Below are 22,046 nucleotides of genomic sequence, written 5' to 3' on the forward strand. Positions count from 1 at the left end.
ATGATCTTCCCGGCGTGCCTTACGGGCCCGAGGCCTCCGCTGCGGTCCGAGTCATCAGCACCGCATGAATATCTTCTGCCGCGTCGCGGCCCTCGGCCACGGCAGTCACTGTAAGATCATCGCCGCCTGCCGCGCAATCGCCGCCGGCCCAGACCCCGGCGAGGCTGGTGCGTCCCGGCCCGGTGACGGCGATTTTGCCGCCGTCGAGCGCGATGCCGTCGGGCGCACCGTCCAGCCGCTGGCCAATGGCGCGGAACAGCTGGTCAGCCTTCAGGCGGAAATGCTCTGTCGTGTTCAGCGAACCGTCCGGCATGTCCTCGGTATAGGCGAACTCGACCTCGCGCACCGCGCCATTGCCATGCACCGCGATGGGCATGGCGTTGCAGAGGATGCGCACGCCGGAGGAGGTGGCGTGATGCTGTTCGTGATCGCTGGCGCCCATGCGTTCCTGCCCGCGACGATAGACGATGGTGACGTTCTCGGCGCCCAGCAGTTTCGATTGTACCGCCGCATCCACCGCCGTCATGCCGCCGCCGATCACCACCACGTCGCGTCCCACGGGCAGGGTTGCCAGATCTTCGGCCTGTCGCAGCTCGCGGATGAAATCCACCGCGTCGCGGACATGTTCGCGGTTCTCGCCGTCAGTGCGCAGCGCGTTCACGCCGCCGAGCCCCATGCCGAGGAAGACCGCGTCGAAGTCCGCCTGCAGCGCGGGCAGGGTGATCTGGTCCCCCAGCCGCTGTTCGTTGCGCAGCTCGATCCCGCCGATGGACAGAAGCCAGTCGACCTCGTCCTGCGCGAAACCGTCCACGGTCTTGTAGCTGGCGATGCCATATTCGTTCAGTCCGCCGGCCTTGGCGCGGGCCTCGAAGATCACCACGTCATGGCCCTTGGCCGCCAGCCGATGCGCCGCCGAGAGGCCCGCCGGACCGGCACCGACCACGGCGACCCGCTTGCCGGTGGGGGCGCCACGGGTGAAGGGGTGGGACTGGTCGATCATGCCATCGGTGGCAAAGCGTTGCAGCGCGCCGATCTCGACCGGCATCCCCTCGGCCTCCATCCGCACGCAGGCGCCTTCGCAGAGGTTTTCGGTCGGGCAGACGCGGGCGCACATGCCGCCAAGGATGTTCTGATGAAAGATCGTCAGCGCCGCCGCATCGGGCGTGCCGGTGGCGATCTGGCGGATGAACAGCGGAATGTCGATCGAGGTGGGGCAGGCCGTCACGCAGGGCGCGTCATGGCAGAAATAGCAGCGATCGGCGGCGACCCGCGCCTCGTGCGGGATCAGCGCCGGGGCGACATCGGCGAAATTATCGGCATAATCCGCCGGGGAGAGGCGGCCCGGCACGACGCCGGGGGTCAGCTTGGCTTGGGTCATTCAGGCATCCCATGGCTGGCTTGATCTTTTCAGGCTGCCACAGGTCAGATTTTTTATCAAATGGTAAAATACAGGGCCGCGCGGTGAAACATCCTTGCGCGTTGGTGCTGCCTAACCCGGCAGCACCAGCACCGCCGCCAGCCCGCCCAGATCCGAGCGTTCCAGCCGAAGCTCGCCCCCGTTCAGCGTCGCCAGATCGGCGACGATGGCAAGCCCGAGCCCGGTCCCCGGCGGGCCGCTTTCGTCCAGTCTTGCGCCGCGGATCAGGGCGCGGGGGGCGTCGGTTTCGGCCATGCCCGGACCGTCATCCTCGATGCGGATGGTGACGCCCGGCACCACCACGACCCGCAGCCGCCCGCGCCCCCATTTCACCGCATTCTCGGCCAGGTTGCCGATCATCTCTTCAAGGTCCTGCCGCTCGCCGGCAAAGCCCGCCTCGGGCGGGCAGATCACCTCCGCCTGCATGGCCTTGTCCTCCATCGGGCGGCGCAGGACCATCAGGATGTCGTCGATCACCGGGCCGACCGGGGTGTGCTGGCCCAGCATCCGGGGCTGGGCCGAGCGTGCGCGGCGCAGGTGCCAGCCGATCAGCCGGTCCATGCGGGTGATCAGCGTCTGGCCGGGATGATCGGCAGGCAAATCGTTTTGCAGCGCCGCCAGCGGGGTTTTCAGCGAATGTGCCAGGTTGCCCAGATGCTGGCGCGAGCGGGCCAGAAGGCTGGCATTCTGATCCAGCGCGGCATTGATCTCGGACACCAGCGGGTCAAGCTCGCTGACGCCGGGGCGGGGCAGGCGGTCCAGTTCGCCGGCGCGGACCCGGCGCAGATCATCGCCCAAGCGCCGCGTGCTGCCGAGCCCCGCAAAGACCTGCACGGATACGGCCACGGCCAACCCGAGGCCCAGGAGCGCCAGCGAGATCGCCAGCGGCCGGCGCACCTCGTTCAGGCTGTCCCAGACTTCGCGCGCGGGGGCGGTGACAATAAGCGTGATCTCGGCCTCGCTGCCCGGCACGGTGAATCGGTCGTTCAGCACCCTCAGCGGCTCGCCCTGCGGCCCGCGCCCGCGCCCGATGCGCGGCGGGCCGGGGCGATTGGCCGCTGGCGATGACAGGCTCGCCTCGAACAGCGAGGGTGACTTGGCGATCACCTTGCCCTCGGCGCTGATCTGCCAGTACCAGCCGGAAAGCGGCAGCGAGAAATTCGGATCGGCCGGCGGGTTGTCCAGCTCGATCCCGTCATCCTCGACCTCGACGCCGGCGATCAGCGTGTCGGCGATGGCGCGCATCTCGGCGTCATAGCGTTCGGTGACAAAGCGGTCCAGCACCGCGCCGATGCCCAGGAAGGCCGCCAGCAGCGCCGCGACGATCCAGACCGCCGCCAGAACCAGCATCCGGGCCCGGATCGAGCGGATCACAGCGCCGACCTGAGCACATAGCCCTCGCCTCGCCGGGTCTCGATCACGCCTTCGCCGACCTTCTTGCGCAGCCGCCCGATGACCACCTCGATCGATTTGAAATCCCGGTCGGCCTCGGCCTCGTAAAGATGGTCCGACAGTTCGGTGCGGCTGACGATGCGGTCCTGATGGTGGATGAGATAGGTCAGGATGCGGGTTTCAAACGCCGTCAGCTTCAGCGGCGAGCCGTCCAGCGTGATGACGCCAAGCTGCCCATCCAGCAGCAGCTTGCCGGCGCGGATCACCGGGCGGGCATGGCCGGCGGCGCGGCGGATCAGGGTCTGGGCGCGCAGCACCACCTCGTCCAGCCGGAAGGGTTTGACCGCGTAGTCATCGGCTCCGGCGCGAAAGCCCGCCACCTTGTCGGTCCAGTCGCCGCGCGCCGTCAGGATCAGCACCGGCATCCCGATCCCCTGGTCGCGCCAGCGGGTCAGCACCTCGATCCCCGGCAGGCCGGGCAGGCCCAGATCCAGCACCGCGACATCATAGGTCTCGGTCGCGCCCAGATATTCACCCTCGGCGCCGTCATGGGCCATGTCGGTGACGAAACCGGCATCCTGCAACGCGCGCGACAATTGCTCGGCCAGGGTCCGGTCGTCCTCGACGATCAGTGCTCTCATTTCTTCAATGCCTCGATCTGTCCCCTTCCTGCCACCTCGAGAAAGCGCCCGTCGCGCGCGTCCAGCCGGATCTTCAGCAGGTTGCGCGCCGGGGTCAGCAGGCGCAACTCCTCGACCAGTTCCACGCCCAGGCCGCGCTCATGCGCATTGGGTTGCGCCAGCCGCGCGGCGATCAGCCGGCCGTGATAGCGTTCGCCCACGAGCCGCATCGCCTCGTGCAGCGGCAGGGGGCTGAAATCCGTTTCGGTCAGCCTCTGGGCAAGGGCTGACGGGGCGGAGACCAGGAACAGGGCAAGAAGGAACGCGCGCATGGGGCCCTTGTGGCAGGTGAAAGCCAAACGAAACCCAAACGGGCGGTTGGCCTTTGGTTCGATCTCGTTGGGGTAGATGTGATTCGTCAACCGGGGGCAAGGTGTCCCCGGCGCTACCAGAAGAAGGTAAACATCATGAGCAGCATGTTCCGCAATTCCGCCGCGATCCTGGCCCTTGTCGCCGGGCTTGGCGGTGCCGCCTTTGCCCAGACCGCAACCCCGCCGGCCACCGAAACCGCGCCCGCCGCGCCCGAGGCGACCAGCCCTGCACCGGCCGCACCGGCTGCACCGGTCGAGATCACCGAAGACAACCTGCCCGACCTGCTGAAATCGCTGAACCTGCAGAATATCGACATCGATCGTGACCGCCGCTCGGTCGAGGTCGAGGGCAATCTGGCCGATGGCACCCAGATCGAGGCGAAGCTGGACCGGCAGGGTGAATTGCGCAAGATCGAGGCCGATGACGACGCGGCGCTGCCCGCCGCCGTGATCGAGGCGCTGATCCCCGAGGCTGTGCGCAATGCCGAGATCTATGGCCAGTTCGCCAGCATCAACGAGATCGGCCTGCCGCCCGCCGATGCGCCGATGAAGGGCGTGATGATCGAGGGTGCGGATGCCAATGGCGAGGAATTGCGCGCGCTTTTCGCCGAGGATGGCACGCTGACCCGCTTTGGTCGCGGCGATGACGATCGCGGGCCGCGCGGTGAGCGCCATGGCGAGCGTCACGGCAAGCGTGGCGACCATGGCCCGCGCGGCCATGACATGCGCGGCGGGCCGGATGGCGGACGCGATGGAGGTCCTGACCGCGCCGGCATGGGTGGCCAGCCGCCCGCACCGCTTGACGAGGCCGCTGTCAACACGGTGCTGACCGAGGCCGGCTATGCCGATCTCGGCGCCATCACCCGCGACGGCCCGCGCACACTGGTCGAGGCGGTGAATGCCGCCGGTGAAAACGTGACGGTGGAACTGAGCCCGCGTGGCGATGTGGTGCGCGAAACCGCGCGCTGATCGCCCCCGGTCAGACCGAACGGACGGCGCCCCTCGGGGCGCCGTTTCGCGTTCAGACGATGTAACGGTCGCGGCGGTGGTTGATGGCGATGACCATGTTCAGCACCAGCGCGCCCAGAAAGCTGTAGCCCACGGCCTGCCAGTCGACGAGGCACAGCGCCAGCGTGAAGAGCACGGCGTCAAAGATCAGCTGCGCCCATCCGGCACGGAAGCCGGTCGCATCCTGCAGATACAGCGCGACGATCCCGACCCCGCCCAGTGACGCCCCGTGGCGAAACAGCGCCAGGAGCCCGGTGCCGGTGATCGCGCCGACCAGCACAGCGCCGAAGACCGGGTTGATCGTCTCGAAGCTGATCCATCCCGGCATCACTGCGCTGAGTAGCGAGGTCAGCGCCACGGCCAGAAAGGTCTTCAGCGTGAAAACCGGCCCGAACCGCTTCCATCCGAGCCAGTAGAACGGGATGTTGATCAGAAAGAAGACCGGCGCGAAGGACCAGCCGGTCGCATAGGAAATCAGGATCGCCAGCCCGGCGGTCTGCCCGGTCACAAGGCCCAGATGGGTCAGGATGGTGACGCCAAGGGCGGCCATCATCGCGCCAAAGCTGATGCCCTGGGCGTCCTCGATCAGGCTGTGTCGGTGGGGTGCGTCGCTCATGCCGACCAGATGCCCAAAGGCCGGGGCAAAGGCAAGATCAGCCCGGTGCGGCGTGGCAATCCGCCGCAAAAACTATGCCCGGATTTCAGTCCTTTGCCGGGACCGGTTGCGATGCCCGCGCATCCCGGCTTTTCGCCACCTGTTTCCGCCGCTAGACATAAGCAAAACGTGAGCAAAACGTGAGGAGACAGGTATGAGCAGCATCGACATCAGCGGCAAGGGCACGGGCTTCCAGGCAAGCAGACGGGCGGTGGCCTTCGGACTTCTGGCCGCGGGGCTGGCCTCCTGCGGGCCGCGGATGCCCGGCGGCAGCACGGGGTCCTCGGGCGGCATGGCACCGCCGCCGCGACCGGTGCCGAATGCCGATTATGACCGCTGGGTCGCCGGCTTCCGGGGCCGCGCGCTGTCGCAGGGCATTTCGGCGGGCACCTTCGATAATGCCTTCGCGCAGGGTGGCGGCTATCTGCCCGACGTGATCGAGAAGGACCAGAACCAGACCGAGTTCACCCGCACGTTGCAGGATTACCTGGCCATTGCCGCCTCGGATGAACGGGTCAGCAAAGGCCGGGCGAACCTCGCCCGCTATGGCTCTGTGCTGAACGCCGTCGAGGCGCGTTACGGGGTCGAACCTGCAGTGGTGGTCGCCGTCTGGGGTCTGGAAAGCATGTATGGCGAGCGGCGCGGCAATATCCCGGTCATCGCCGCCTGCTCGACGCTGGCCTGGCATGGCCGCCGCGCCTCGTTCTTCGAACAGCAGCTGGTTGCGGCGCTGAAGATCCTGCAGAACGGCGATGTCGCCCCCGCCGGCATGACCGGCAGCTGGGCCGGCGCCATGGGGCATACCCAGTTCATCCCGACCTCCTACCTGCTTTACGCCGTCGATTTCACCGGCGATGGCCGGCGCGACATCTGGTCGAACGACCCGACCGACTCGCTGGCTTCGACCGCCGCCTATCTGCAACGCTCGGGCTGGCAGCGGGGCGTGCCCTGGGGCGTCGAGGTGCGGCTGCCCTCGGGCTTCTCGGGCCCGATGGGTCGCGGCTCGACCCGCAGCCCCTCGGCCTGGGCGGCGATGGGCGTGCGCAGCATGAGCGGCGGCACCGTGCCCGATTACGGCCCGGCCTCGATCATCACCCCGCAGGGGCGCGGCGGCCCGGCCTTCATGACCTTCCGCAACTTCACCGCCATCAGCCGCTACAACAACTCGGAAAACTACGTCATCGGCGTCGGCCACCTGTCCGACCGGTTGCGCGGTGGCGGGGCGATCCAGGGCAGCTTCCCGCCCGACAAGTACGGCCTGACCATCGATGACCGCAAGCGGATGCAGCAGCGGCTGACGGCCATGGGCTATGACACCAAGGGCAGCGACGGCGTCGTCGGCCCGGCCACGCGCGAGGCGATCTCGGCCTTCCAGGCGGCGCGCGGCATGGCGGTGACGGGCGAGCCCTCGGTGCAATTGCTGCAAATGCTGGGCTGACGCCGCCGAAGGTGATTTGCCGCATACGGGTGCGCGGGCCTATGCTTTCCCACGGGAAAGGAGGCCCGCCATGCTGTCGCGTCGAACCCTTGCATCGGCCCTGCTGCTGTCGCTTCTCGGCGTCCGCGCCGTCACTGCCCATCACGGCTGGCGCTGGACCAGCGGCGCCGATATCCGCCTGACCGGGCTGATCCGCTCGGCTCGGCTTGGCAATCCCCATGGCATTCTCGAGGTGGATGCCGAGGGCGAGATCTGGCAGGTCGAGATCGGCCAGCCCTGGCGCAATGAACAGGCCGGGCTGACGGATGCCGATTTTGCCCCCGGCCGCGAGGTGGCGATCGAGGGCGAGCCCTCGGCCGATCCCGCGCAGCGTCTGCTGAAAGCCGAGCGGCTGTGGTTCGAGGATGGCGTAAGCCACGATCTTTACCCCGAACGCAGCTAGGGCCGTGGAGGCGCTGGCCGAGATCCTTGCCGGAACCGGTCTGGCTGATTGGATGCGCAATGGCCGCTGGATCTATGCGGCGGTCAGCGGGCTGCATGTGCTTGGCATCGCGCTTTTGATTGGCGCCATCGCCAGCCTCGATCTGCGGCTGATCGGGCTCTGGCCGATGATCCCGGTCGAGCCGCTTGGCCGGGTGCTGGTTCCCGTGGCCATCACCGGGTTGGCGCTGGCGATGGGCGCCGGGGTGCTGTTGTTCCTCGCCGCGCCGGGGGATTACCTGCGGATGCGGCTGTTCCTGCTGAAACTGATGCTGATCGCGCTTGGCGCAGGGCACGCGCTCTGGTTCCATGCCGGCAAGGGGTTTGAGCGCCCGCCTGCGGCGCTGCGACGAGTCGGCCTGACCTCGCTGGTGATCTGGCTTGGCGTGTTGGCCTGCGGGCGGATGCTGGCCTTCGTCGACTGAGGCCGGCTTCTTCTTCACGAAAATATCCCGCCGGGGGTGTGGGGGCCGCGCAGGCCCCCACGCTTGACGCCTATTGCAGCGCCGCGTCAGTGATGGCGTGGGTCCAGGCCCCCTCGGGCGCCTTGGAGATCACCGGGTCCGAACCGCCCGACAGCAGGGTGTCCACGGTCCGCTGGTAATCCGCCTCGTCCAGCGCGCCGTTCGAGCCGGCGGTCAGCTTGGCCACCTCGGTCATCATCCGGGTCTGGTGCTCGATGGTCTGGGCGCCGGTCTCGTCGTTTTCCAGCACGATCTCGGCGGCTTCCTCGGGATTCTCCTCGGCATATTTCCAGCCCTTCATGCTGGCGCGCACGAAGCGGGTCAGCTTGTCCACCATCTCGGGATTGTCGAGGTTTTCCTGCAGCGTATAAAGCCCGTCCTCCAGCGTGGCGACGCCCTGATCCTCGTATTTGAACGTGACCAGGTCGGCCTCGGCAATGCCCGCATCCAGCACCTGGCCGTATTCGTTATAGGTCATGGTCGAGATGCAGGCGGCCTGCTTCTGCAACAGCGGATCGACGTTGAAACCCTGTTTCAGCACTGTCACCCCGTCCGGCCCTCCCTCGGTCGGCAGTTCCAGGTGGTTCATCCACGACAGGAACGGATATTCATTGCCGAAAAACCAGACGCCCAGGGTCTTGCCCTTGAAATCGGTCTTGGGATCGGTGATGCCGCTTTCCTTCAGGCAGGTGAGCATCATGCCCGAGCTTTTGAAAGGCTGGGCGATATTGACCAGCGGCAGGCCCTTCTCGCGCGCGGCCAGCGCGGCCGGCATCCATTCCACCGTCACATCGGCACCGCCCCCGGCCAGCACCTGCGTCGGCGCGATGTCGGGACCGCCCGGCTTGATGGTGACGTTCAGGTCCTCTTCCTCGTAGAACCCCTTGTCCTTGGCGACGTAATAACCCGCGAATTGCGCCTGCGTGACCCATTTCAGCTGCAGGGTCAGGTCATCGGCGGCATAGGCGCCCGTCGCCATCAGGGCGAAGGTGGCGGCACCGAGCATCAGTTTCTTCATGGCTTCCTCTCCTGTTGTTGCCGGTCGACCGGCTTATCTGCGCTGCGACGGGTGCCAGAAGGTCACCCGGCTTTCGATCAGCGACACGATTCCATAGAACAGCGAACCCGCGATTGCGGCCACAAGAATTTCGGCCCAGACCAGCGGCAGGTCCAATTGCCCCACCGCGGTCGAGATGCGAAAGCCCATGCCGCGGGTCGGGCTGCCGAAAAACTCGGCAACGATGGCACCGATCAGCGCCAGCGTGGTGGTGATCTTCAGCCCGTTGAACAGGAAGGGCATGGCGGCGGGCAGGCGCATCTTGAAAAGCGACTGCCAGTAACCCGCGCTCCATGTCGCCATCAGATCGCGCTGCAGCGCATCGGTGGCGGCAAGGCCCGCGACCATGTTCACGAGGATCGGGAAGAAGACCATGACCACGACGACAGCGGCCTTGGACTGCCAGTCGAAGCCGAACCACATGACCAGAATGGGCGCGATGCCGATGATCGGCAGGGCGGCGACGAAATTGCCGATGGGCAGAAGGCCCCGCTGCAGGAAGGGGCTGCGGTCGATGGCGATGGCGGTGACGATGGCGGCCAGCGCCCCCATCACCCAGCCCGACAGCGCGCCCTTCAGGATGGTCTGGACGAAATCGCCCCAGAGCAGCGGGATATTGCCGGCAAAGCTGGCCCAGATCTGGCTGGGCGCCGGCAAGATGACCGAGGGCACGGCATAGGCGCGCACGATCATTTCCCAGAGCACAAGCAGCGTTGCGCCGAAGATCAGCGGCACCAGAATCCGGGTGAGGCGGGTGTTCAGCCGCGCGAGGACGGCGTTGAGGCCCCAGGCCCCCAGCCAGACGGCAAGGATCGGCAGCGCGCTCATCGGGCCAGCCCCATGCGTTTCAGGGTGATCCGCTCGATCAGCCCGATCAGCACGACGAGACCGGCGGCAAGGGCGGCGGCCATGAACAGCGCCGACCAGATCTGCACCGTCTGCCCGTAATAGCTGCCTGACAGAAGCCGCGCGCCCAGACCCGAGGTCGCCCCGGCGGGCAATTCGCCGACAATGGTGCCGACCAGCGCGGCGGCGACCGCGACCTTCAGGCTGGCGAAGAGATATGGCATCGACGAGGGCAGTCGCAGCCGCCAGAAGCTTTGCGACCGCGAGGCATTCCACGATCGCATAAGGTCCAGCTGCATCGCATCGGGCTGCCTCAGCCCCGCGACCATGCCGACCAGCACCGGAAAGAAGCTGAGCCAGGCCGAGATGACCGCCTTGGGCAGAAGCCCGGTGACGCCGATGCTGGCCAGCACCACGATCACCATCGGCGCGATGGCGAGGATCGGCACCGTCTGGCTGGCCACGGCCCAGGGCATGACCGACTGGTCCATGGTCCGGTCATGCACGATGCCGACCGCCAGCAGTATGCCGGCGAGGCTGCCGATGGCAAAGCCCGCCATGGTGGCGCTGAGCGTGACCATGGCGTGATAGACCAGCGAGCGTTTCGAGGTGATGGCCTGGCCGAAGACCCCGTCCCACAGCCCCGCCGCCACCTGATGCGGCGCGGGCAGAACCGGGCGGTCCTGCGACAGCGTGTCGGCGATCAGCTGGCCGGTGGTCAGCTCGGTTCCGGCCCGCGCCGCCTGATCCTCGGCCCACTGCGCATTCATGCCGATGGCGGCGAGATACCAGATCAGGATGATGGCGGCGAGAACGGTCAGGACGGGCAGGGCGCGGGTCATGCGGCACCTGCCACAGGTGAGGCAGAGGGCGAGCGCCGGCCCGTGGGGTGGCGCTGCAACGGCACGCCTGCGCGCTTCATGGTGCCAAGCCCCTCGCGTCCCTGAACGCAGGACCAGCGGCACCACAGCGCCAGCCCGCCGGGACGGGCAGGCGCTCGCCCGGCGGGCTTCGCCTTTGCTCCGGGCGGGGGCGCGTAATCCAGCCGTGGGCACGTATCAGTCATAACTATGCCCCTCGCGCAGCCCCTCACGCACCTCGTGGGACAGCGCGATGAATTCGGGCGTGTCGCGGATCTCCAGCGGGCGCTCGGCCGGCAGGGTGCTTTCGATCACCTTGGTAATACGGCCCGGGCGCGGCGACATGACCACGATCCGGGTCGAGAGATAGACCGCCTCGGGGATGGAATGGGTCACGAAACCGATGGTCTTTTGGGTCTTTCTCCACAGCTCCAGCAGCGCCTCATTCAGCCGGTCACGGACGATCTCGTCCAGCGCGCCGAAGGGTTCGTCCATCAACAGGATGTCGGCGTCAAAGGCCAGCGCGCGCGCAATGCTGGCGCGCTGCTGCATCCCACCCGACAGCTGCCAGGGAAACTTGCCGCCAAAGCCCGCGAGATCGACGAGGTCCAGCACCCGGGCGATCCGCTCGGCCCGGTCCGCCTTGGAAAAGCCCATGATCTCAAGCGGCAGCGAGATATTGCCGGAAATCGTCCGCCATGGATAAAGCCCCGGTGCCTGAAACACATAGCCATAGGCGCGCGCCTTCCGCGCCTCGTCCGCCGGCATCCCGTTCACCGTCAGGCTGCCGCCGGTCGGGGTCTCCAGCGCGGCGATGGTGCGCAGGAAGGTGGTCTTGCCGCAGCCCGAAGGGCCGATGAAGCTGACGAAATCGCCGCGATTGATGGTCAGGTCCACGCCCTTCAGCGCATGGACCGGGCCATCGGCGGTCGGAAAGGTCAGGTCGACGCCCCGGGCGGTGATGACGGGATCGGCTCCGCTGCTCATGTGCTGGCCCTTGTCATGATGGCGGATGGTCCCGGTTGAGGTCGTCCCAAGTCGTGCTCCGATAGGTGATGAGGAAGTAGATGATGCTGATGATGCAGGGGATCAGCCCCAGCATCACCATGACGCCGATGGTCCGCGAGGTCGAGCCGCCGCCGATCCGGAGGGCGGCAGGCAGCATCATCGCGACACTGGCCAGCCCGCCCGAGAGGGTGGCCGAGGCGCGCGGTCCAAGCCCCATGCGGCGTAGAAGGGCGAAAACCCCGATCCAGCAGAGGGCGGCGAGCGGCAGGCCGATGACCGCCATGTAAAGCAGCGCCAGCCCGGCGCCGATGAGAAACGCGACCATGGAATAGCCGATGGTCTGGCTGGGGTCGCCGCTCTGCACATCCAGCGGCGAGAATATCATCACTGCCAGCAGGATGGGAAAGAGCGCCAGCAGGATCACCAGCCAGATCAAAGGCCTGCGGTCGATCCCGTGACGGCTGAGCCAATCCCTCACACCCCCGTTGCCGGGATGCCCGACCGCTGCACCGGCCTCGGCGCCGTCAGGTCCTTCCACGCGCTCAAGGCCCGGTTCACCGTCCCGCGCGGCTCGCGCGCCACGAATTCGCCGTGACCCTCGTGGCTGTCCACCTTGCCCTCGCGCACCGCCACGACCCCGCGCGTCAGCGTATAGCGCGGCAGGCCCTTGACCGTCTGGCCCTCGAAGACGTTGTAATCGATCGCGCTTTGCTGACTGCCCGCCGAGATGGTCTTTTCCGCCTCGGGATCCCAGACCACCAGATCGGCGTCGCTTCCCACCAGAACCGCGCCCTTCTTCGGATACATGTTCAGGATCTTGGCGATATTGGTCGAGGTGACGGCGACGAATTCGTTCGGCGTCAGCCGGCCGGTATTCACCCCATGCGTCCAGAGCATCGGCATCCGGTCCTCGAGGCCCCCGGTCCCGTTCGGAATCTTGGTGAAATCGCCCACCCCGGTGCGCTTCTGGTCGGTCGTGAAGGCGCAGTGATCGGTGGCCACCACCGAGAGCGAACCCGATTGCAGCCCGGCCCAGAGACTGTCCTGATGCAGCTTGTTGCGGAAGGGCGGCGACATGACGCGGCGCGCGGCATGGTCCCAATCGGGGTTGAAATACTCGCTTTCATCCAGCGTCAGGTGCTGGATCAGCGGCTCGCCCCAGACGCGTTTGCCCTGTGCCCGCGCCCGGCGGATCGCCTCGTGGCTGTCCTCGCAAGAGGTATGGACGACATAGAGCGGCACGCCCGCCATGTCGGCCACCATGATCGCGCGGTTGGTCGCCTCGCCCTCGACCTGCGGCGGGCGGCTGTATGCATGGGCCTCGGGGCCGGTATTGCCCTCGGCAAGAAGCCGCGCCGATAGTTCCGCCACGACATCGCCGTTCTCGGCATGAACCAGCGCGATGCCGCCCAGATCGCCCACCCGGCGGAAGCTGGCGAAGAGTTCGTCATCGTTCACCATCAGCGCGCCCTTGTAGGCCATGAAATGCTTGAAGCTGGTGATGCCCCGCTTGACCACCGCCTCCATCTCGTCAAAGACCTGCTGCCCCCACCAGGTGATCGCCATGTGATAGGAAAAATCGCAATGCGCGCGGCCAACCTTGTTGTCCCACATCTGCAAGGCATCAAGCAGCCCCTGACCGGGCGAGGGCAGGGCGAAATCGACCACCATGGTCGTCCCGCCCGCCAGCGCCGCGCGGGTGCCGCTTTCGAAATCATCGGCGGAATAGGTGCCCATGAAGGGCATTTCCAGATGGGTATGCGGATCGATCCCGCCCGGCATGATCAGGCAGCCGGTCGCGTCCAGTTGCTCATCGCCCGAGAGGTTTTCGCCGATGGCCGCGATCCTGCCGCCCTCGACCAGCACATCGGCCTTGTAGGTCAGATCGGCGGTGACGATGGTTCCGTTCTTGATGACAATGGTCATGTGGCCTCCTTTGCGCAGCGGCGCGTCAGGGCGGACAGTTCGTCGAACAGGACCGGGTCCACCTTGGTGAAATTGAAGCAGGTCTTGCCCTGCTGGCGCTTTTTCAGCGCAGGCGACAGCCCGTCCGCCAGTGACGGCAGGTGATAGAGCGGGGGCAGGTGATAGGACACGGCCCGCGCGCCGATCTTGACCATCCCGAACCATGCCGGCTCGCCGGTCTTCGGATCCGTCGCCGGTCCCTTGAGATCGATATGCCCCGGACCGTCGAGCGTGGCCGTCGCCCCCGGTGCTGCGGTCAGCATCAGCGCGCGAAGCTCGTCAAAGACCGGGGACAGGTCGGGCATCAGGGGGTTGCCGCCTTGGGTTTGAGGGTTGGGGCGGTGGTGGTGATGGGTCTGTTACGAATGACTGAAGTCATGACCATCCCTTTCATCTTGGCTCAAATATCCCGGGGGTCCGGGGGCAGCGCCCCCGGTTCACCGCACCACCTCCGCCACCTCGAGCACCGAATGCAGCAGCACATCCGCCCCCGCCGCTGCCCATTCCGGCGAAATTTCCTCGGCCTCGTTGTGGCTCAGCCCGTCCACGCAGGGGCACATGATCATCACCGTGGGCGCGACGCGGTTGATCCAGCAGGCGTCGTGGCCGGCGCCCGAGACGATATTCATATGCGAATAGCCCAGATGCTCGGCGGCGCCCCGCACCACCTTGACCAGATCGGGGTCGAAGGTCACGGGATCGAAATGGCCGACCGGCTCGATCTCGATGCCGAGGCCCAGATCGGCGGCGATCTGCGGCGCCTCGGCCTCCAGCCGGGCGCGCATGGCGGTCAGTTTCTCGAGATCGGGGGAACGGAAATCGATTGTGAAGACGGCCTTGCCGGGGATCACGTTGCGCGAATTCGGCCAGACATTGGCCTGACCGACCGCACCCACGGCATTCGGCTGGTGATCCATGGCGATGCGGTGCACCGCCTCGATGATCCGCGCCATGCCAAGGCCCGCGTTCACCCGCATGTTCATCGGCGTCGAGCCGGTATGCGCATCCTTGCCGGTCAGCGTGACCTGCAGCCACCAGAGGCCCTGGCCATGGGTGACGACTCCGATCTGTTTCTCCTCGGCTTCCAGAATTGGCCCCTGCTCGATGTGATATTCGAACATCGCGTGCATGGGTCGCCCGCCGACATCCTCGGTGCCACGCCAGCCGATGCGGTCCAGTTCCTCACCAAACCGCTTGCCCTCGGCATCCTGCCGGGAGTTGGCGTAATCCTCGTCATGGACCCCGGCATAGACGCCCGAGGCCAGCATCGCGGGCGCAAAGCGCGCGCCTTCCTCATTGGTCCAGTTCACCACCACGATGGGGCGGCGGGTGGTCAGGCCCAGATCGCGGATCGAGCGGATGACCTCGAGCCCCGACAGGACGCCCAGCACGCCGTCATATTTGCCGCCGGTGGGCTGGGTATCCAGGTGGCTGCCGATATAGACCGGATCGAGCGACGGGTCCGCGCCCTCGTGGCGCATGAACATGTTGCCCATGCGGTCGACGCCCATTGTCATGCCGGCATTCTCGCACCAGCGCTGGAACAGGCGGCGGCCCTCGCCATCGGCATCGGTCAGGGTCTGGCGGTTGTTGCCGCCGGCGATGCCCGGGCCGATCTTGGCCATCTCCATCAGGCTGTCCCACAGCCGGTCCGGGTCGACCTTCATATTCGCGGCCGGGGCCGTCTCGCTGGCGTCGCTCATGCGCGCTCCTTCCTGTCGGGCCGCCGGGTCTTGGTGCCGGGTCGGCGGATGGGGTTCAGTCGATGGCTTTCAGCACCTCGGCCAGCTTGCCGATCAGCTCGTCGATCTGTGCCTTCGAGATGATCAGCGGCGGCGACATGGCGATGGTGTCGCCGGTGACGCGGATCAGGATGCCGGCCTCGTAGGCCTTGAGGAAGGCGTCGAAGGCGCGCTTGCCGGGCTGGCCGTCGATGCCCTTCAGCTCGACCGCGCCGATCAGGCCCATGTTGCGGATGTCGATGACATGGGGCAGGTCCCTGAGCCCGTGCAGCGCCTCCTGCCAGTGCTGGTCCAGATCGGCGGCGCGGCTCAAGAGCCCCTCGTCGGCATAGGTGTCCAGCGTGGCGATGCCGGCGGCGCAGGCGACCGGGTTGCCGGAATAGGTATAGCCGTGGAAGAGCTCGATCACATGTTCCGGCCCGGTCATGAAGGCGTCATGGATCGCGCCCGAGGTCAGGACCGCGCCCATCGGGATGACGCCATTGGTCAGGCCCTTGGCGCAGGTGATCATGTCCGGCGTCACGCCGAAATGCTGGGCGGCGAAGGGGCTGCCCAAGCGGCCAAAGCCGGTGATCACCTCGTCGAAGATCAAGAGGATGCCGTGCTTGCGGGTGATCTCGCGCAGGCGCTCGAGATAGCCCTTGGGCGGCATCAGCACGCCGGTCGAGCCGGCCATCGGCTCGACGATCACCGCAGCGATGGTCTCGGCCCCGTGCAGCGCCACGATCCGCTCCAGATCATCGGCCAAGTTCGCGCCGTGCTCGGGCTGGCCCTTGGTAAAGACGTTCTCGGGCAGGTGGGTGTGGGGCAGGTGGTCGACACCCGCCAGAAGGCTGCCGAAGAAGCGACGGTTGTTGACGATGCCGCCGACCGAGATACCGCCAAAGCCGACACCATGATAACCGCGCTCGCGCCCGATCAGTCGCGTGCGCGTGCCATCACCCCGCGCGCGGTGATAGGCCAGCGCGATTTTCAGCGCCGTATCAACCGCTTCGGAACCGGAGTTGCAGTAGAATGCATGGTCGATCCCGTCCGGTGCGATATCGACCAGCCGGTTGGCCAGTTCGAAGGCAAGGGGATGACCCATCTGGAAGGCGGGCGCATAATCAAGTTCGGCCACCTGATTCTGCACGGCTTCGGTGATCTTCGGGCGGCAATGGCCGGCATTGCAGCACCACAGGCCCGCCGTGCCATCAAGGATCTCGCGGCCATCGGCGGCGGTGTAATGCATGTCCTTGGCCGAAACCAACATGCGCGGCGCTGCCTTGAATTGCCGGTTCGAGGTGAAGGGCATCCAGAACGCGCGCAGGTCGTTCGGGGCGGGTTTGCGGTCTAGTGCCATCGGTTCCTCGCAAATATTGACCAAGAGGTCAGGATCAGGCTAGCACGGGGCCATGGGCAGTCAAGCGCCATCCAGACCGATCCGGTTCGCTGTCGTTTATAGGGGGTTTCCGCGTCATGAGCGATGAGTCGCAGGCCCGACCGACCCGGATTCAGCAGAAGAACCGGGCGACGATCCTTGAAGGCGCGCTGACGGTATTTTCCTCACAGGGCTTTCGCGGCGCGACCATCGACCAGATCGCCGAAGAGGCCGGGCTGTCGAAGCCGAACGTGCTCTATTACTTCGCCAGCAAGGAAGAGATTTACCGCAACCTCTTGACCGGGTTGCTGGATATGTGGCTGGACCCGTTGCGCTCGATCAATCCCGAGGGCGATCCGCTCAGTGAAGTGCATCGCTATGTCGCCACCAAGCTGCAGATGTCGCGCGACTATCCACGAGAGAGCCGCCTCTTCGCCAACGAGGTGCTGCAGGGCGCGCCGCTCTTGACCGAGATCCTGGGCGGGCTTTTGCGCGAGATGGTGGATGAACAGGCGGCGGTGTTCCAGGGCTGGATGGATCAGGGCCGGCTGGCCCGGGTGGATCCGCATCACCTGATCTTCTCGATCTGGGCGCTGACCCAGCATTACGCCGATTTCGAGGCGCAGGTCCGTGCCGTGCTGGGGCCGGGCCACGACCCCTATGCCGAGGCCGGGGTGTTCCTTGACCGGCTCTACAGCAACCTGCTGACCGTCCATCCCGACGAACAGGGTTAATGCGACTTCACGATCCCTTGAATTTCCCCGGCAAACGGCGCATGACACCCGTCTGATTAACTTTTCGGGGCGCCCATGTCGGCCGAACCGCATCGCCAGGACAGGCTGACCGCCGCGCTGGTTCTGTCCTGCCTCGGTGTCGTCTATGGCGACATCGGCACCTCACCGCTTTACGCCCTTCGTGAATCGCTTATCCATGCTCACGAGGAGGGCATGGCCGAAACGGCGGTCATCGGCATCGTCTCGCTGCTGGTGTGGACGGTCGTGCTGATCGTGTCGGTGAAATACGTCCTTCTGATCCTGCGCGCCGACAACAATGGCGAGGGCGGCACGCTGTCGCTGGTCGCCAAGGCGCATGGCGCGATCGGCGGCAAGCCGAAATGGTGGCTTTACGGCACCGGCATCGTGGGCGTCTCGCTGTTCTTCGGCGATTCCATGATCACCCCGGCGATCTCGGTCCTGTCGGCAGTCGAGGGGCTGGAACTGGTTATTCCCGGCTTCGACCGCTGGGTGGTGCCGATCACGCTTGGCATCGTCATCACCCTCTTCGCGGTGCAGCGCAGCGGCACGGCGGCGGTGTCGCGGCTGTTCGGGCCGATCATGCTGGTCTGGTTCGCGACGCTGGCGATCCTCGGCCTCAGCCACATCATGGATGACGCGCGCATCATCCAGGCGCTGAACCCGCTGAACGCGCTGAATTTCCTGCTGAAAAACGGCTTTGGCGCGCTGCCGGTCCTGGGCTCGGTCTTTCTTGCCGTCACCGGGGCCGAGGCGCTTTACGCCGATATGGGCCATTTCGGTCGCAAGGCCATCCGCACCGCCTGGACCGCGCTGGTCTGGCCGGCGCTGACCCTGTCCTACCTGGGGCAGGGGGCGATGGTGCTGGCGCGGCCCGAGACCGCCGCCAACCCGTTCTTCCTGATGGCGCCAAGCTGGTTCACCCTGCCGCTGGTGCTGCTGGCGACGGTGGCCACGGTCATCGCCTCGCAGGCGGTGATCTCGGGCGCCTTCTCGGTCGCGGCGCAGGCAGTGCAACTGGGACTGCTGCCACGGCTGACGATCAACCACACCTCGGCCACCCATTCCGGCCAGATCTACCTGCCGCGCGTCAACACCATCCTGATGATCGGGGTGGTGGCGCTGGTCATCGGCTTTGGCTCCTCCGAGCGGCTGGCCAACGCATACGGCCTCGCGGTGACGGGCGACATGGTTATCACCTCGCTTCTGGCCATCGTGGTCTTCCGTTTCGCGTGGAAATGGAGCTGGCCGATGGTGGCCTTGATCATGACGCCGATCCTCGCGGTCGAGTTGGTCTTCCTCTCGGCGCAGGTGCTGAAATTCTTCGATGGCGGCTGGATCCCGCTGGTCTTTGCCGCGCTGACCGTGACCATGATGGTGGTCTGGATCCGCGGCAGCCAGGTGGTGCAGGCCAAGCTGTCGAACGAGGCCATCGCGCTGACCACGCTGGTCGAGCAGATGGAGAAATCGGAAAGCGTGACCCGGGTGCCGGGAACGGCGGTGTTCCTGACCGCCGATCCGATGATCGCGCCGGCGGCGCTGATGCACAATCTCAAGCACAACCGCGTCCTGCACGAACGCAATTACGTGCTGAAGGTCATCCCCGCGACCACGCCCCGGGTCGATCCCGAGTCGCGGGTGCAGATCGAGGAGGTTGGCCCGGGCTTCTGGCGGGTGGCCGTCCGATTTGGCTATATGGAACAGCCAGCTGTGGCCAAGGCCCTGGGCGAGGTGCGGCTGCCCGGGCACAAGTTCGACATCATGAAGACCAGTTATTTCTTGAACCATCGCAATTTGCGTGTGGGCAAGGCGAACCTGATGCCGCTCTGGGCCGCGCGGGTCTATGCCAGCCTCTTCCGCAGTTCCTCCGATCCGACCGAATTCTACCGCCTGCCCTCGAACCGGGTGATCGAGCTGGGCCAGCAGATCAACATCTAACGCTTCAGCAGCCCGGCGCCCTGGTAATAGGCCTCGGCGCCCGGATGCAGCGGGATGCTGATCCCGGCCAATGCGCTCTCGGCGCTGATCGCATGGGCGACGGGATGGCCGAGACGCAACATCCGCTGCGTATAGTCGTTCCACAGGACGCGGGTGATGTCATGGATCAGCGCCTCTGGCTGGTCCTCTGTGGTCAGCCACAGCGCGGCGACCGACAGGGTTTCGACCGGCTCGGCCTGCCCGGCATAGGTGCCGGCGGGGATGGTCTCGCGGCGGAAGAAGGGATGACGCGCGATCAGCCGGTCGGCCAGCGGACCGGCAATGGGCAAGAGCACCACATCGGTCTGGCTGGCCAGCGCGGTCAGGCCCGAGACGGGCCAGCCGCCGACCATGAAGAAGGCATCCAGCTCGCCCGCGCGCAGCTGCCGTGCGGCCTCGTCGGTGGAAAGCTCGCTCAGCTGCAACCGGGCATCGGGAATACCGGCGGCCTGCAGCACCAGTTGCGCGTCGATCCGCGTGCCCGAGCCGGCCTGGCTGATCGAGACGCGCTTGCCCGCAAGGTCGCTGATGCTGCCGATCCCGGAATCGGCGCGGGCAATGAGGTGGATCGCCTCGGGATAAAGCGCGGCGATGGCCCGCAGCTTGTCCGCCCGGTTCCTGCCCTGCCAGCCGGGGCCGCCCGATTGCGCCGCATGGGCGATGTCGGCCTGGACCATCGCCGATTCCAGCTTGCCGTCACGCAGCGCCTGGATGTTCTGGACCGATCCTTCCGAGGACAGCGCCGAAGCCAGCAGCCCCGGAACGCCGCAGGCCCCGCCCTCGTCGCAGCGCACCCCGCCCGGCGGGTTCGAGATCGCCGCCGCGATCACCCCGGCCACCGCGTAGTAGGTGCCCGAGGTCTCGCCGCTGCCGATGCGGAAGAAGCGCAGTTCCGGCTCGCCCGGATCGGCCCCTTGGGCCTGCGCCCGCGCGACCCCTGCGGGCAGAAGCGAGATCAGGCTGAGAAGGATGAGGACGAGTAGTCGCATCGGCTTTACGGCACAGGCGCTAGCTGCTGCGCCTGGGGTCCAGAACCTCGCCCAGGCCCGCGATCAGGCGGATGTTCTCGATCGCCTTGCCGACCAGATCGTCCGTATGGCCTTCGATCCAGTCGAGCACCGCCTGCCGCGTGGCCGAGATGATCGCCGAGGCGAGGATGGGCGCCAGCCGCGGGTCCTGTTCGATCAGGCGGCGGCGCAGCATCTGTTCCATCTGCGAATGCCGTTCGAGCAGCGCGGATTGTTGCAGCGCCGCAAGCTTGGCATCGGTATCGGCCAGCCGGATGATGGCGCTGACCATGTCGCGCTGCGCGGTGAAGCGCGACAGATGCGCCTGCATCAGCGCCGACAGGTCCTCGATCAGCGGCTTGGTGCCCTGCATGAAACTGTCCGAGGCATCGCGCGGATAGTCCTTGGGCGGGCCATAGATGGCCGCTTCCTTGTAGGGGTAATAGTTGAAGAAGGTGCGGGGGCTGACTCCGGCCTCGCGGGCAATTGCCTCGGTGGTCAGATTGATCATCCCATCTCGCAGCGCCAGTTTGATCGCGGCGGCTTGGATCCGGATCGCCGTCTCGCGACGACGCTTGCTGGGTCCAGTCATGTGATGGTGGTCCTGATTGGGATCTTGATCGCGCGAAACTGACCTCAAGCCGGAAAAGGCACAAGCGAATGTTACAGGCTCAGCACGAACTCGATCGGTTTTGCCGTCAGTCAGAGGGGCGGGCGGGTGCGCAGGGCGCTCGGAAATTCTTTTGCAATCATATCGTTACCTGATCCATTTGACAAGGCGGACCTGCGACCATTTGACCGTGTTGCCGGTGCAGTAGGCGGGCAGAACACCGGCTCACTGGGCCGGGTAGTCAGGCGAGGACGGCGTGGCGAAGGTCCGTCGGGCGATAAAACAGAAATGACCGGCCCTGCGAAAGGGCCAGCCCAGTCAGAACAGGATATCACGGCTTGTCAGGGCCGGGAAAGATGTGTCTCAGCCGCCCCAGGTGCGGATCGGGCCGCAATCCATGTGGACGAAGTTCGAGCGCGAGTACCGGCCGACGCCGCCGGCGCGGCAGGCCGCTGCTGCCTGGTACATCTGCCCGACCGAGCGCGATTTCAGCCGCAGGTCGGCGGCCTTGCCGACCATGTGCAGCGAGTTCCGCGCCACGCCGCTGGAGCGCGAGCGGAGCATCGCATTGGTCTTGGGCGAGCGATAGCCCGACAGCATCATGTAGGGTTCGTTGGTCTGCAGCATCCGGTGGCTCGCCGCCGCAATGTCGATGGTGCGCGGGTCGATGCCAACGGCCTCGCCGGTGCGCCAGTCGCGCATGAAAATGTTGATCTCGTTCAGCGCCTCGCGGATGTACTTGCCATCGACCCAGTAGACGGTGTCGAGGCTTTCGCCGGTACGTCCCGAGTACATGCGGATCCGGCGCATGTCGCCGGCCCCGCGCAGAAATCCGAAAGCGTTCGCCATTACCGGCGCAGCCGCAACGGTCGTCGCCGCGAAAACACCCAGAATCCCGCGACGGTTGATAAGGTTCATGGTCATGTCAGATCGCCTGTCCCGCTTCGTTTTTGTCGCTGCTTATGGTGCAGCACATCCGAGGTTATTCCCGAACTTGTTAACAATATGTCAAAGCCG

Annotated in this window: 23 protein-coding genes; 6 read left to right on the forward strand and 17 right to left on the reverse strand. The window is 66.2% G+C overall.

From position 1 onward, the window contains the following. Positions 1 to 19 precede the first annotated feature (19 nt). The 4 genes from Q1A36_RS06825 to Q1A36_RS06840 all read right to left on the reverse strand — a co-directional run bounded on the left by Q1A36_RS06825 (position 20) and on the right by Q1A36_RS06840 (position 3,761). Positions 20 to 1,378, reverse strand: a complete 1,359-nt coding sequence (locus Q1A36_RS06825; RefSeq protein ID WP_299841335.1) for an NAD(P)-dependent oxidoreductase — start codon at positions 1,376 to 1,378, stop codon at positions 20 to 22. A 111-nt stretch (positions 1,379 to 1,489) separates the two neighbouring features. Next, positions 1,490 to 2,791: a HAMP domain-containing sensor histidine kinase gene (locus tag Q1A36_RS06830; RefSeq protein WP_299841337.1), complete on the reverse strand. Its 1,302-nt coding sequence runs from the start codon at positions 2,789 to 2,791 to the stop codon at positions 1,490 to 1,492. Further along, on the reverse strand, positions 2,788 to 3,450 hold the full coding sequence (locus Q1A36_RS06835) for a response regulator transcription factor (RefSeq protein ID WP_299841339.1): 663 nt from the start codon (positions 3,448 to 3,450) through the stop codon (positions 2,788 to 2,790). Before Q1A36_RS06835 ends, Q1A36_RS06830 begins: the two co-directional genes overlap by 4 nt. Next, positions 3,447 to 3,761 carry a Cys/Met metabolism pyridoxal-phosphate-dependent enzyme gene (locus tag Q1A36_RS06840; protein WP_299841341.1) on the reverse strand — a complete coding sequence of 105 codons (315 nt, stop codon included), beginning with the start codon at positions 3,759 to 3,761 and terminating at the stop codon, positions 3,447 to 3,449. Before Q1A36_RS06840 ends, Q1A36_RS06835 begins: the two co-directional genes overlap by 4 nt. A 135-nt stretch (positions 3,762 to 3,896) precedes the next feature. Here Q1A36_RS06840 and Q1A36_RS06845 point away from each other — a divergent pair, with 135 nt between their 5' ends. Continuing rightward, complete coding sequence (locus tag Q1A36_RS06845; protein WP_299841342.1) at positions 3,897 to 4,769, forward strand: hypothetical protein; 873 nt, start codon at positions 3,897 to 3,899, stop codon at positions 4,767 to 4,769. Between the two features lie 52 nt (positions 4,770 to 4,821). Here Q1A36_RS06845 and Q1A36_RS06850 read toward each other — a convergent pair whose 3' ends face one another. Continuing rightward, positions 4,822 to 5,424 (reverse strand): YitT family protein, encoded by a 603-nt coding sequence (locus Q1A36_RS06850; RefSeq protein ID WP_299841343.1) that lies wholly within the window; start codon positions 5,422 to 5,424, stop codon positions 4,822 to 4,824. Between the two features lie 193 nt (positions 5,425 to 5,617). Between Q1A36_RS06850 and Q1A36_RS06855 the strand changes: the two genes are divergently transcribed. The 3 genes from Q1A36_RS06855 (at position 5,618) to Q1A36_RS06865 (ending at position 7,806) form a co-directional block, all read left to right on the forward strand. Then, positions 5,618 to 6,901: a lytic murein transglycosylase gene (locus Q1A36_RS06855; protein WP_299841345.1), complete on the forward strand. Its 1,284-nt coding sequence runs from the start codon at positions 5,618 to 5,620 to the stop codon at positions 6,899 to 6,901. Between the two features lie 70 nt (positions 6,902 to 6,971). Beyond that, a complete protein-coding gene (locus tag Q1A36_RS06860) occupies positions 6,972 to 7,343 on the forward strand; it encodes a DUF6152 family protein (protein ID WP_299841347.1) in 372 nt (123 codons plus the stop codon). Between the two features lie 4 nt (positions 7,344 to 7,347). After that, positions 7,348 to 7,806 (forward strand): hypothetical protein, encoded by a 459-nt coding sequence (locus tag Q1A36_RS06865; RefSeq protein ID WP_299841349.1) that lies wholly within the window; start codon positions 7,348 to 7,350, stop codon positions 7,804 to 7,806. 70 nt (positions 7,807 to 7,876) lie between these two features. On the opposite strand, the gene Q1A36_RS06870 is transcribed toward Q1A36_RS06865, so the two are convergent. From Q1A36_RS06870 to Q1A36_RS06910, 9 genes are all read right to left on the reverse strand, one after another. Then, positions 7,877 to 8,863 (reverse strand): ABC transporter substrate-binding protein, encoded by a 987-nt coding sequence (locus tag Q1A36_RS06870; protein WP_299841351.1) that lies wholly within the window; start codon positions 8,861 to 8,863, stop codon positions 7,877 to 7,879. 33 nt (positions 8,864 to 8,896) lie between these two features. Then, on the reverse strand, positions 8,897 to 9,730 hold the full coding sequence (locus Q1A36_RS06875; RefSeq protein WP_299841353.1) for an ABC transporter permease: 834 nt from the start codon (positions 9,728 to 9,730) through the stop codon (positions 8,897 to 8,899). Continuing rightward, complete coding sequence (locus Q1A36_RS06880) at positions 9,727 to 10,590, reverse strand: ABC transporter permease (protein ID WP_299841355.1); 864 nt, start codon at positions 10,588 to 10,590, stop codon at positions 9,727 to 9,729. The genes Q1A36_RS06875 and Q1A36_RS06880 overlap by 4 nt, the downstream gene beginning before the upstream one ends. A gap of 216 nt (positions 10,591 to 10,806) precedes the next feature. After that, on the reverse strand, positions 10,807 to 11,595 hold the full coding sequence (locus tag Q1A36_RS06885; RefSeq protein WP_299841357.1) for an ABC transporter ATP-binding protein: 789 nt from the start codon (positions 11,593 to 11,595) through the stop codon (positions 10,807 to 10,809). Between the two features lie 13 nt (positions 11,596 to 11,608). After that, entirely contained in the window at positions 11,609 to 12,094 is a 486-nt protein-coding gene (locus Q1A36_RS06890) for a hypothetical protein (RefSeq protein WP_299841358.1), read from the reverse strand. Next, on the reverse strand, positions 12,091 to 13,542 hold the full coding sequence (hydA, locus tag Q1A36_RS06895) for a dihydropyrimidinase (RefSeq protein WP_299841360.1): 1,452 nt from the start codon (positions 13,540 to 13,542) through the stop codon (positions 12,091 to 12,093). The genes Q1A36_RS06890 and hydA overlap by 4 nt, the downstream gene beginning before the upstream one ends. After that, positions 13,539 to 13,886: a hypothetical protein gene (locus Q1A36_RS06900; RefSeq protein WP_299841362.1), complete on the reverse strand. Its 348-nt coding sequence runs from the start codon at positions 13,884 to 13,886 to the stop codon at positions 13,539 to 13,541. Before Q1A36_RS06900 ends, hydA begins: the two co-directional genes overlap by 4 nt. A gap of 132 nt (positions 13,887 to 14,018) precedes the next feature. Then, positions 14,019 to 15,284, reverse strand: coding sequence for a Zn-dependent hydrolase (locus Q1A36_RS06905; protein WP_299841364.1), 1,266 nt, complete (start codon positions 15,282 to 15,284; stop codon positions 14,019 to 14,021). A gap of 55 nt (positions 15,285 to 15,339) precedes the next feature. After that, positions 15,340 to 16,665 carry an aspartate aminotransferase family protein gene (locus Q1A36_RS06910; RefSeq protein ID WP_299841366.1) on the reverse strand — a complete coding sequence of 442 codons (1,326 nt, stop codon included), beginning with the start codon at positions 16,663 to 16,665 and terminating at the stop codon, positions 15,340 to 15,342. 116 nt (positions 16,666 to 16,781) lie between these two features. Here Q1A36_RS06910 and Q1A36_RS06915 point away from each other — a divergent pair, with 116 nt between their 5' ends. Continuing rightward, positions 16,782 to 17,417: a TetR family transcriptional regulator C-terminal domain-containing protein gene (locus Q1A36_RS06915; protein WP_299841368.1), complete on the forward strand. Its 636-nt coding sequence runs from the start codon at positions 16,782 to 16,784 to the stop codon at positions 17,415 to 17,417. A gap of 75 nt (positions 17,418 to 17,492) precedes the next feature. Further along, positions 17,493 to 19,373 carry a potassium transporter Kup gene (locus Q1A36_RS06920; protein ID WP_299841370.1) on the forward strand — a complete coding sequence of 627 codons (1,881 nt, stop codon included), beginning with the start codon at positions 17,493 to 17,495 and terminating at the stop codon, positions 19,371 to 19,373. On the opposite strand, the gene Q1A36_RS06925 is transcribed toward Q1A36_RS06920, so the two are convergent. The 3 genes from Q1A36_RS06925 to Q1A36_RS06935 form a co-directional block, all read right to left on the reverse strand. Continuing rightward, positions 19,370 to 20,401, reverse strand: coding sequence for a TAXI family TRAP transporter solute-binding subunit (locus Q1A36_RS06925; protein WP_299841372.1), 1,032 nt, complete (start codon positions 20,399 to 20,401; stop codon positions 19,370 to 19,372). The genes Q1A36_RS06920 and Q1A36_RS06925 overlap by 4 nt on opposite strands. Before the next feature lie 19 nt (positions 20,402 to 20,420). Beyond that, positions 20,421 to 21,011 carry a TetR/AcrR family transcriptional regulator gene (locus tag Q1A36_RS06930; RefSeq protein ID WP_299841374.1) on the reverse strand — a complete coding sequence of 197 codons (591 nt, stop codon included), beginning with the start codon at positions 21,009 to 21,011 and terminating at the stop codon, positions 20,421 to 20,423. A 381-nt stretch (positions 21,012 to 21,392) separates the two neighbouring features. Beyond that, on the reverse strand, positions 21,393 to 21,953 hold the full coding sequence (locus tag Q1A36_RS06935; protein WP_299841375.1) for a DUF882 domain-containing protein: 561 nt from the start codon (positions 21,951 to 21,953) through the stop codon (positions 21,393 to 21,395). Positions 21,954 to 22,046 lie beyond the last annotated feature (93 nt).

The organism is uncultured Paracoccus sp. (assembly GCF_947487305.1).
GTDB lineage: Bacteria > Pseudomonadota > Alphaproteobacteria > Rhodobacterales > Rhodobacteraceae > Paracoccus.

What these genes read in the sequence shown, in the direction of transcription:
- Q1A36_RS06910 (WP_299841366.1), bottom strand. Translation starts at nt 16,665, where the DNA reads ATGGCACTAGACCGCAAACCCGCCCCGAACGACCTGCGCGCGTTCTGG.
- hydA (WP_299841360.1), bottom strand. Translation starts at nt 13,542, where the DNA reads ATGACCATTGTCATCAAGAACGGAACCATCGTCACCGCCGATCTGACC.
- Q1A36_RS06880 (WP_299841355.1), bottom strand. Translation starts at nt 10,590, where the DNA reads ATGACCCGCGCCCTGCCCGTCCTGACCGTTCTCGCCGCCATCATCCTG.
- Q1A36_RS06885 (WP_299841357.1), bottom strand. Translation starts at nt 11,595, where the DNA reads ATGAGCAGCGGAGCCGATCCCGTCATCACCGCCCGGGGCGTCGACCTG.
- Q1A36_RS06920 (WP_299841370.1), top strand. Translation starts at nt 17,493, where the DNA reads ATGTCGGCCGAACCGCATCGCCAGGACAGGCTGACCGCCGCGCTGGTT.
- Q1A36_RS06935 (WP_299841375.1), bottom strand. Translation starts at nt 21,953, where the DNA reads ATGACCATGAACCTTATCAACCGTCGCGGGATTCTGGGTGTTTTCGCG.
- Q1A36_RS06930 (WP_299841374.1), bottom strand. Translation starts at nt 21,011, where the DNA reads ATGACTGGACCCAGCAAGCGTCGTCGCGAGACGGCGATCCGGATCCAA.
- Q1A36_RS06825 (WP_299841335.1), bottom strand. Translation starts at nt 1,378, where the DNA reads ATGACCCAAGCCAAGCTGACCCCCGGCGTCGTGCCGGGCCGCCTCTCC.
- Q1A36_RS06845 (WP_299841342.1), top strand. Translation starts at nt 3,897, where the DNA reads ATGAGCAGCATGTTCCGCAATTCCGCCGCGATCCTGGCCCTTGTCGCC.
- Q1A36_RS06835 (WP_299841339.1), bottom strand. Translation starts at nt 3,450, where the DNA reads ATGAGAGCACTGATCGTCGAGGACGACCGGACCCTGGCCGAGCAATTG.
- Q1A36_RS06925 (WP_299841372.1), bottom strand. Translation starts at nt 20,401, where the DNA reads ATGCGACTACTCGTCCTCATCCTTCTCAGCCTGATCTCGCTTCTGCCC.
- Q1A36_RS06915 (WP_299841368.1), top strand. Translation starts at nt 16,782, where the DNA reads ATGAGCGATGAGTCGCAGGCCCGACCGACCCGGATTCAGCAGAAGAAC.
- Q1A36_RS06870 (WP_299841351.1), bottom strand. Translation starts at nt 8,863, where the DNA reads ATGAAGAAACTGATGCTCGGTGCCGCCACCTTCGCCCTGATGGCGACG.
- Q1A36_RS06905 (WP_299841364.1), bottom strand. Translation starts at nt 15,284, where the DNA reads ATGAGCGACGCCAGCGAGACGGCCCCGGCCGCGAATATGAAGGTCGAC.
- Q1A36_RS06840 (WP_299841341.1), bottom strand. Translation starts at nt 3,761, where the DNA reads ATGCGCGCGTTCCTTCTTGCCCTGTTCCTGGTCTCCGCCCCGTCAGCC.
- Q1A36_RS06875 (WP_299841353.1), bottom strand. Translation starts at nt 9,730, where the DNA reads ATGAGCGCGCTGCCGATCCTTGCCGTCTGGCTGGGGGCCTGGGGCCTC.
- Q1A36_RS06850 (WP_299841343.1), bottom strand. Translation starts at nt 5,424, where the DNA reads ATGAGCGACGCACCCCACCGACACAGCCTGATCGAGGACGCCCAGGGC.
- Q1A36_RS06860 (WP_299841347.1), top strand. Translation starts at nt 6,972, where the DNA reads ATGCTGTCGCGTCGAACCCTTGCATCGGCCCTGCTGCTGTCGCTTCTC.
- Q1A36_RS06855 (WP_299841345.1), top strand. Translation starts at nt 5,618, where the DNA reads ATGAGCAGCATCGACATCAGCGGCAAGGGCACGGGCTTCCAGGCAAGC.
- Q1A36_RS06900 (WP_299841362.1), bottom strand. Translation starts at nt 13,886, where the DNA reads ATGCCCGACCTGTCCCCGGTCTTTGACGAGCTTCGCGCGCTGATGCTG.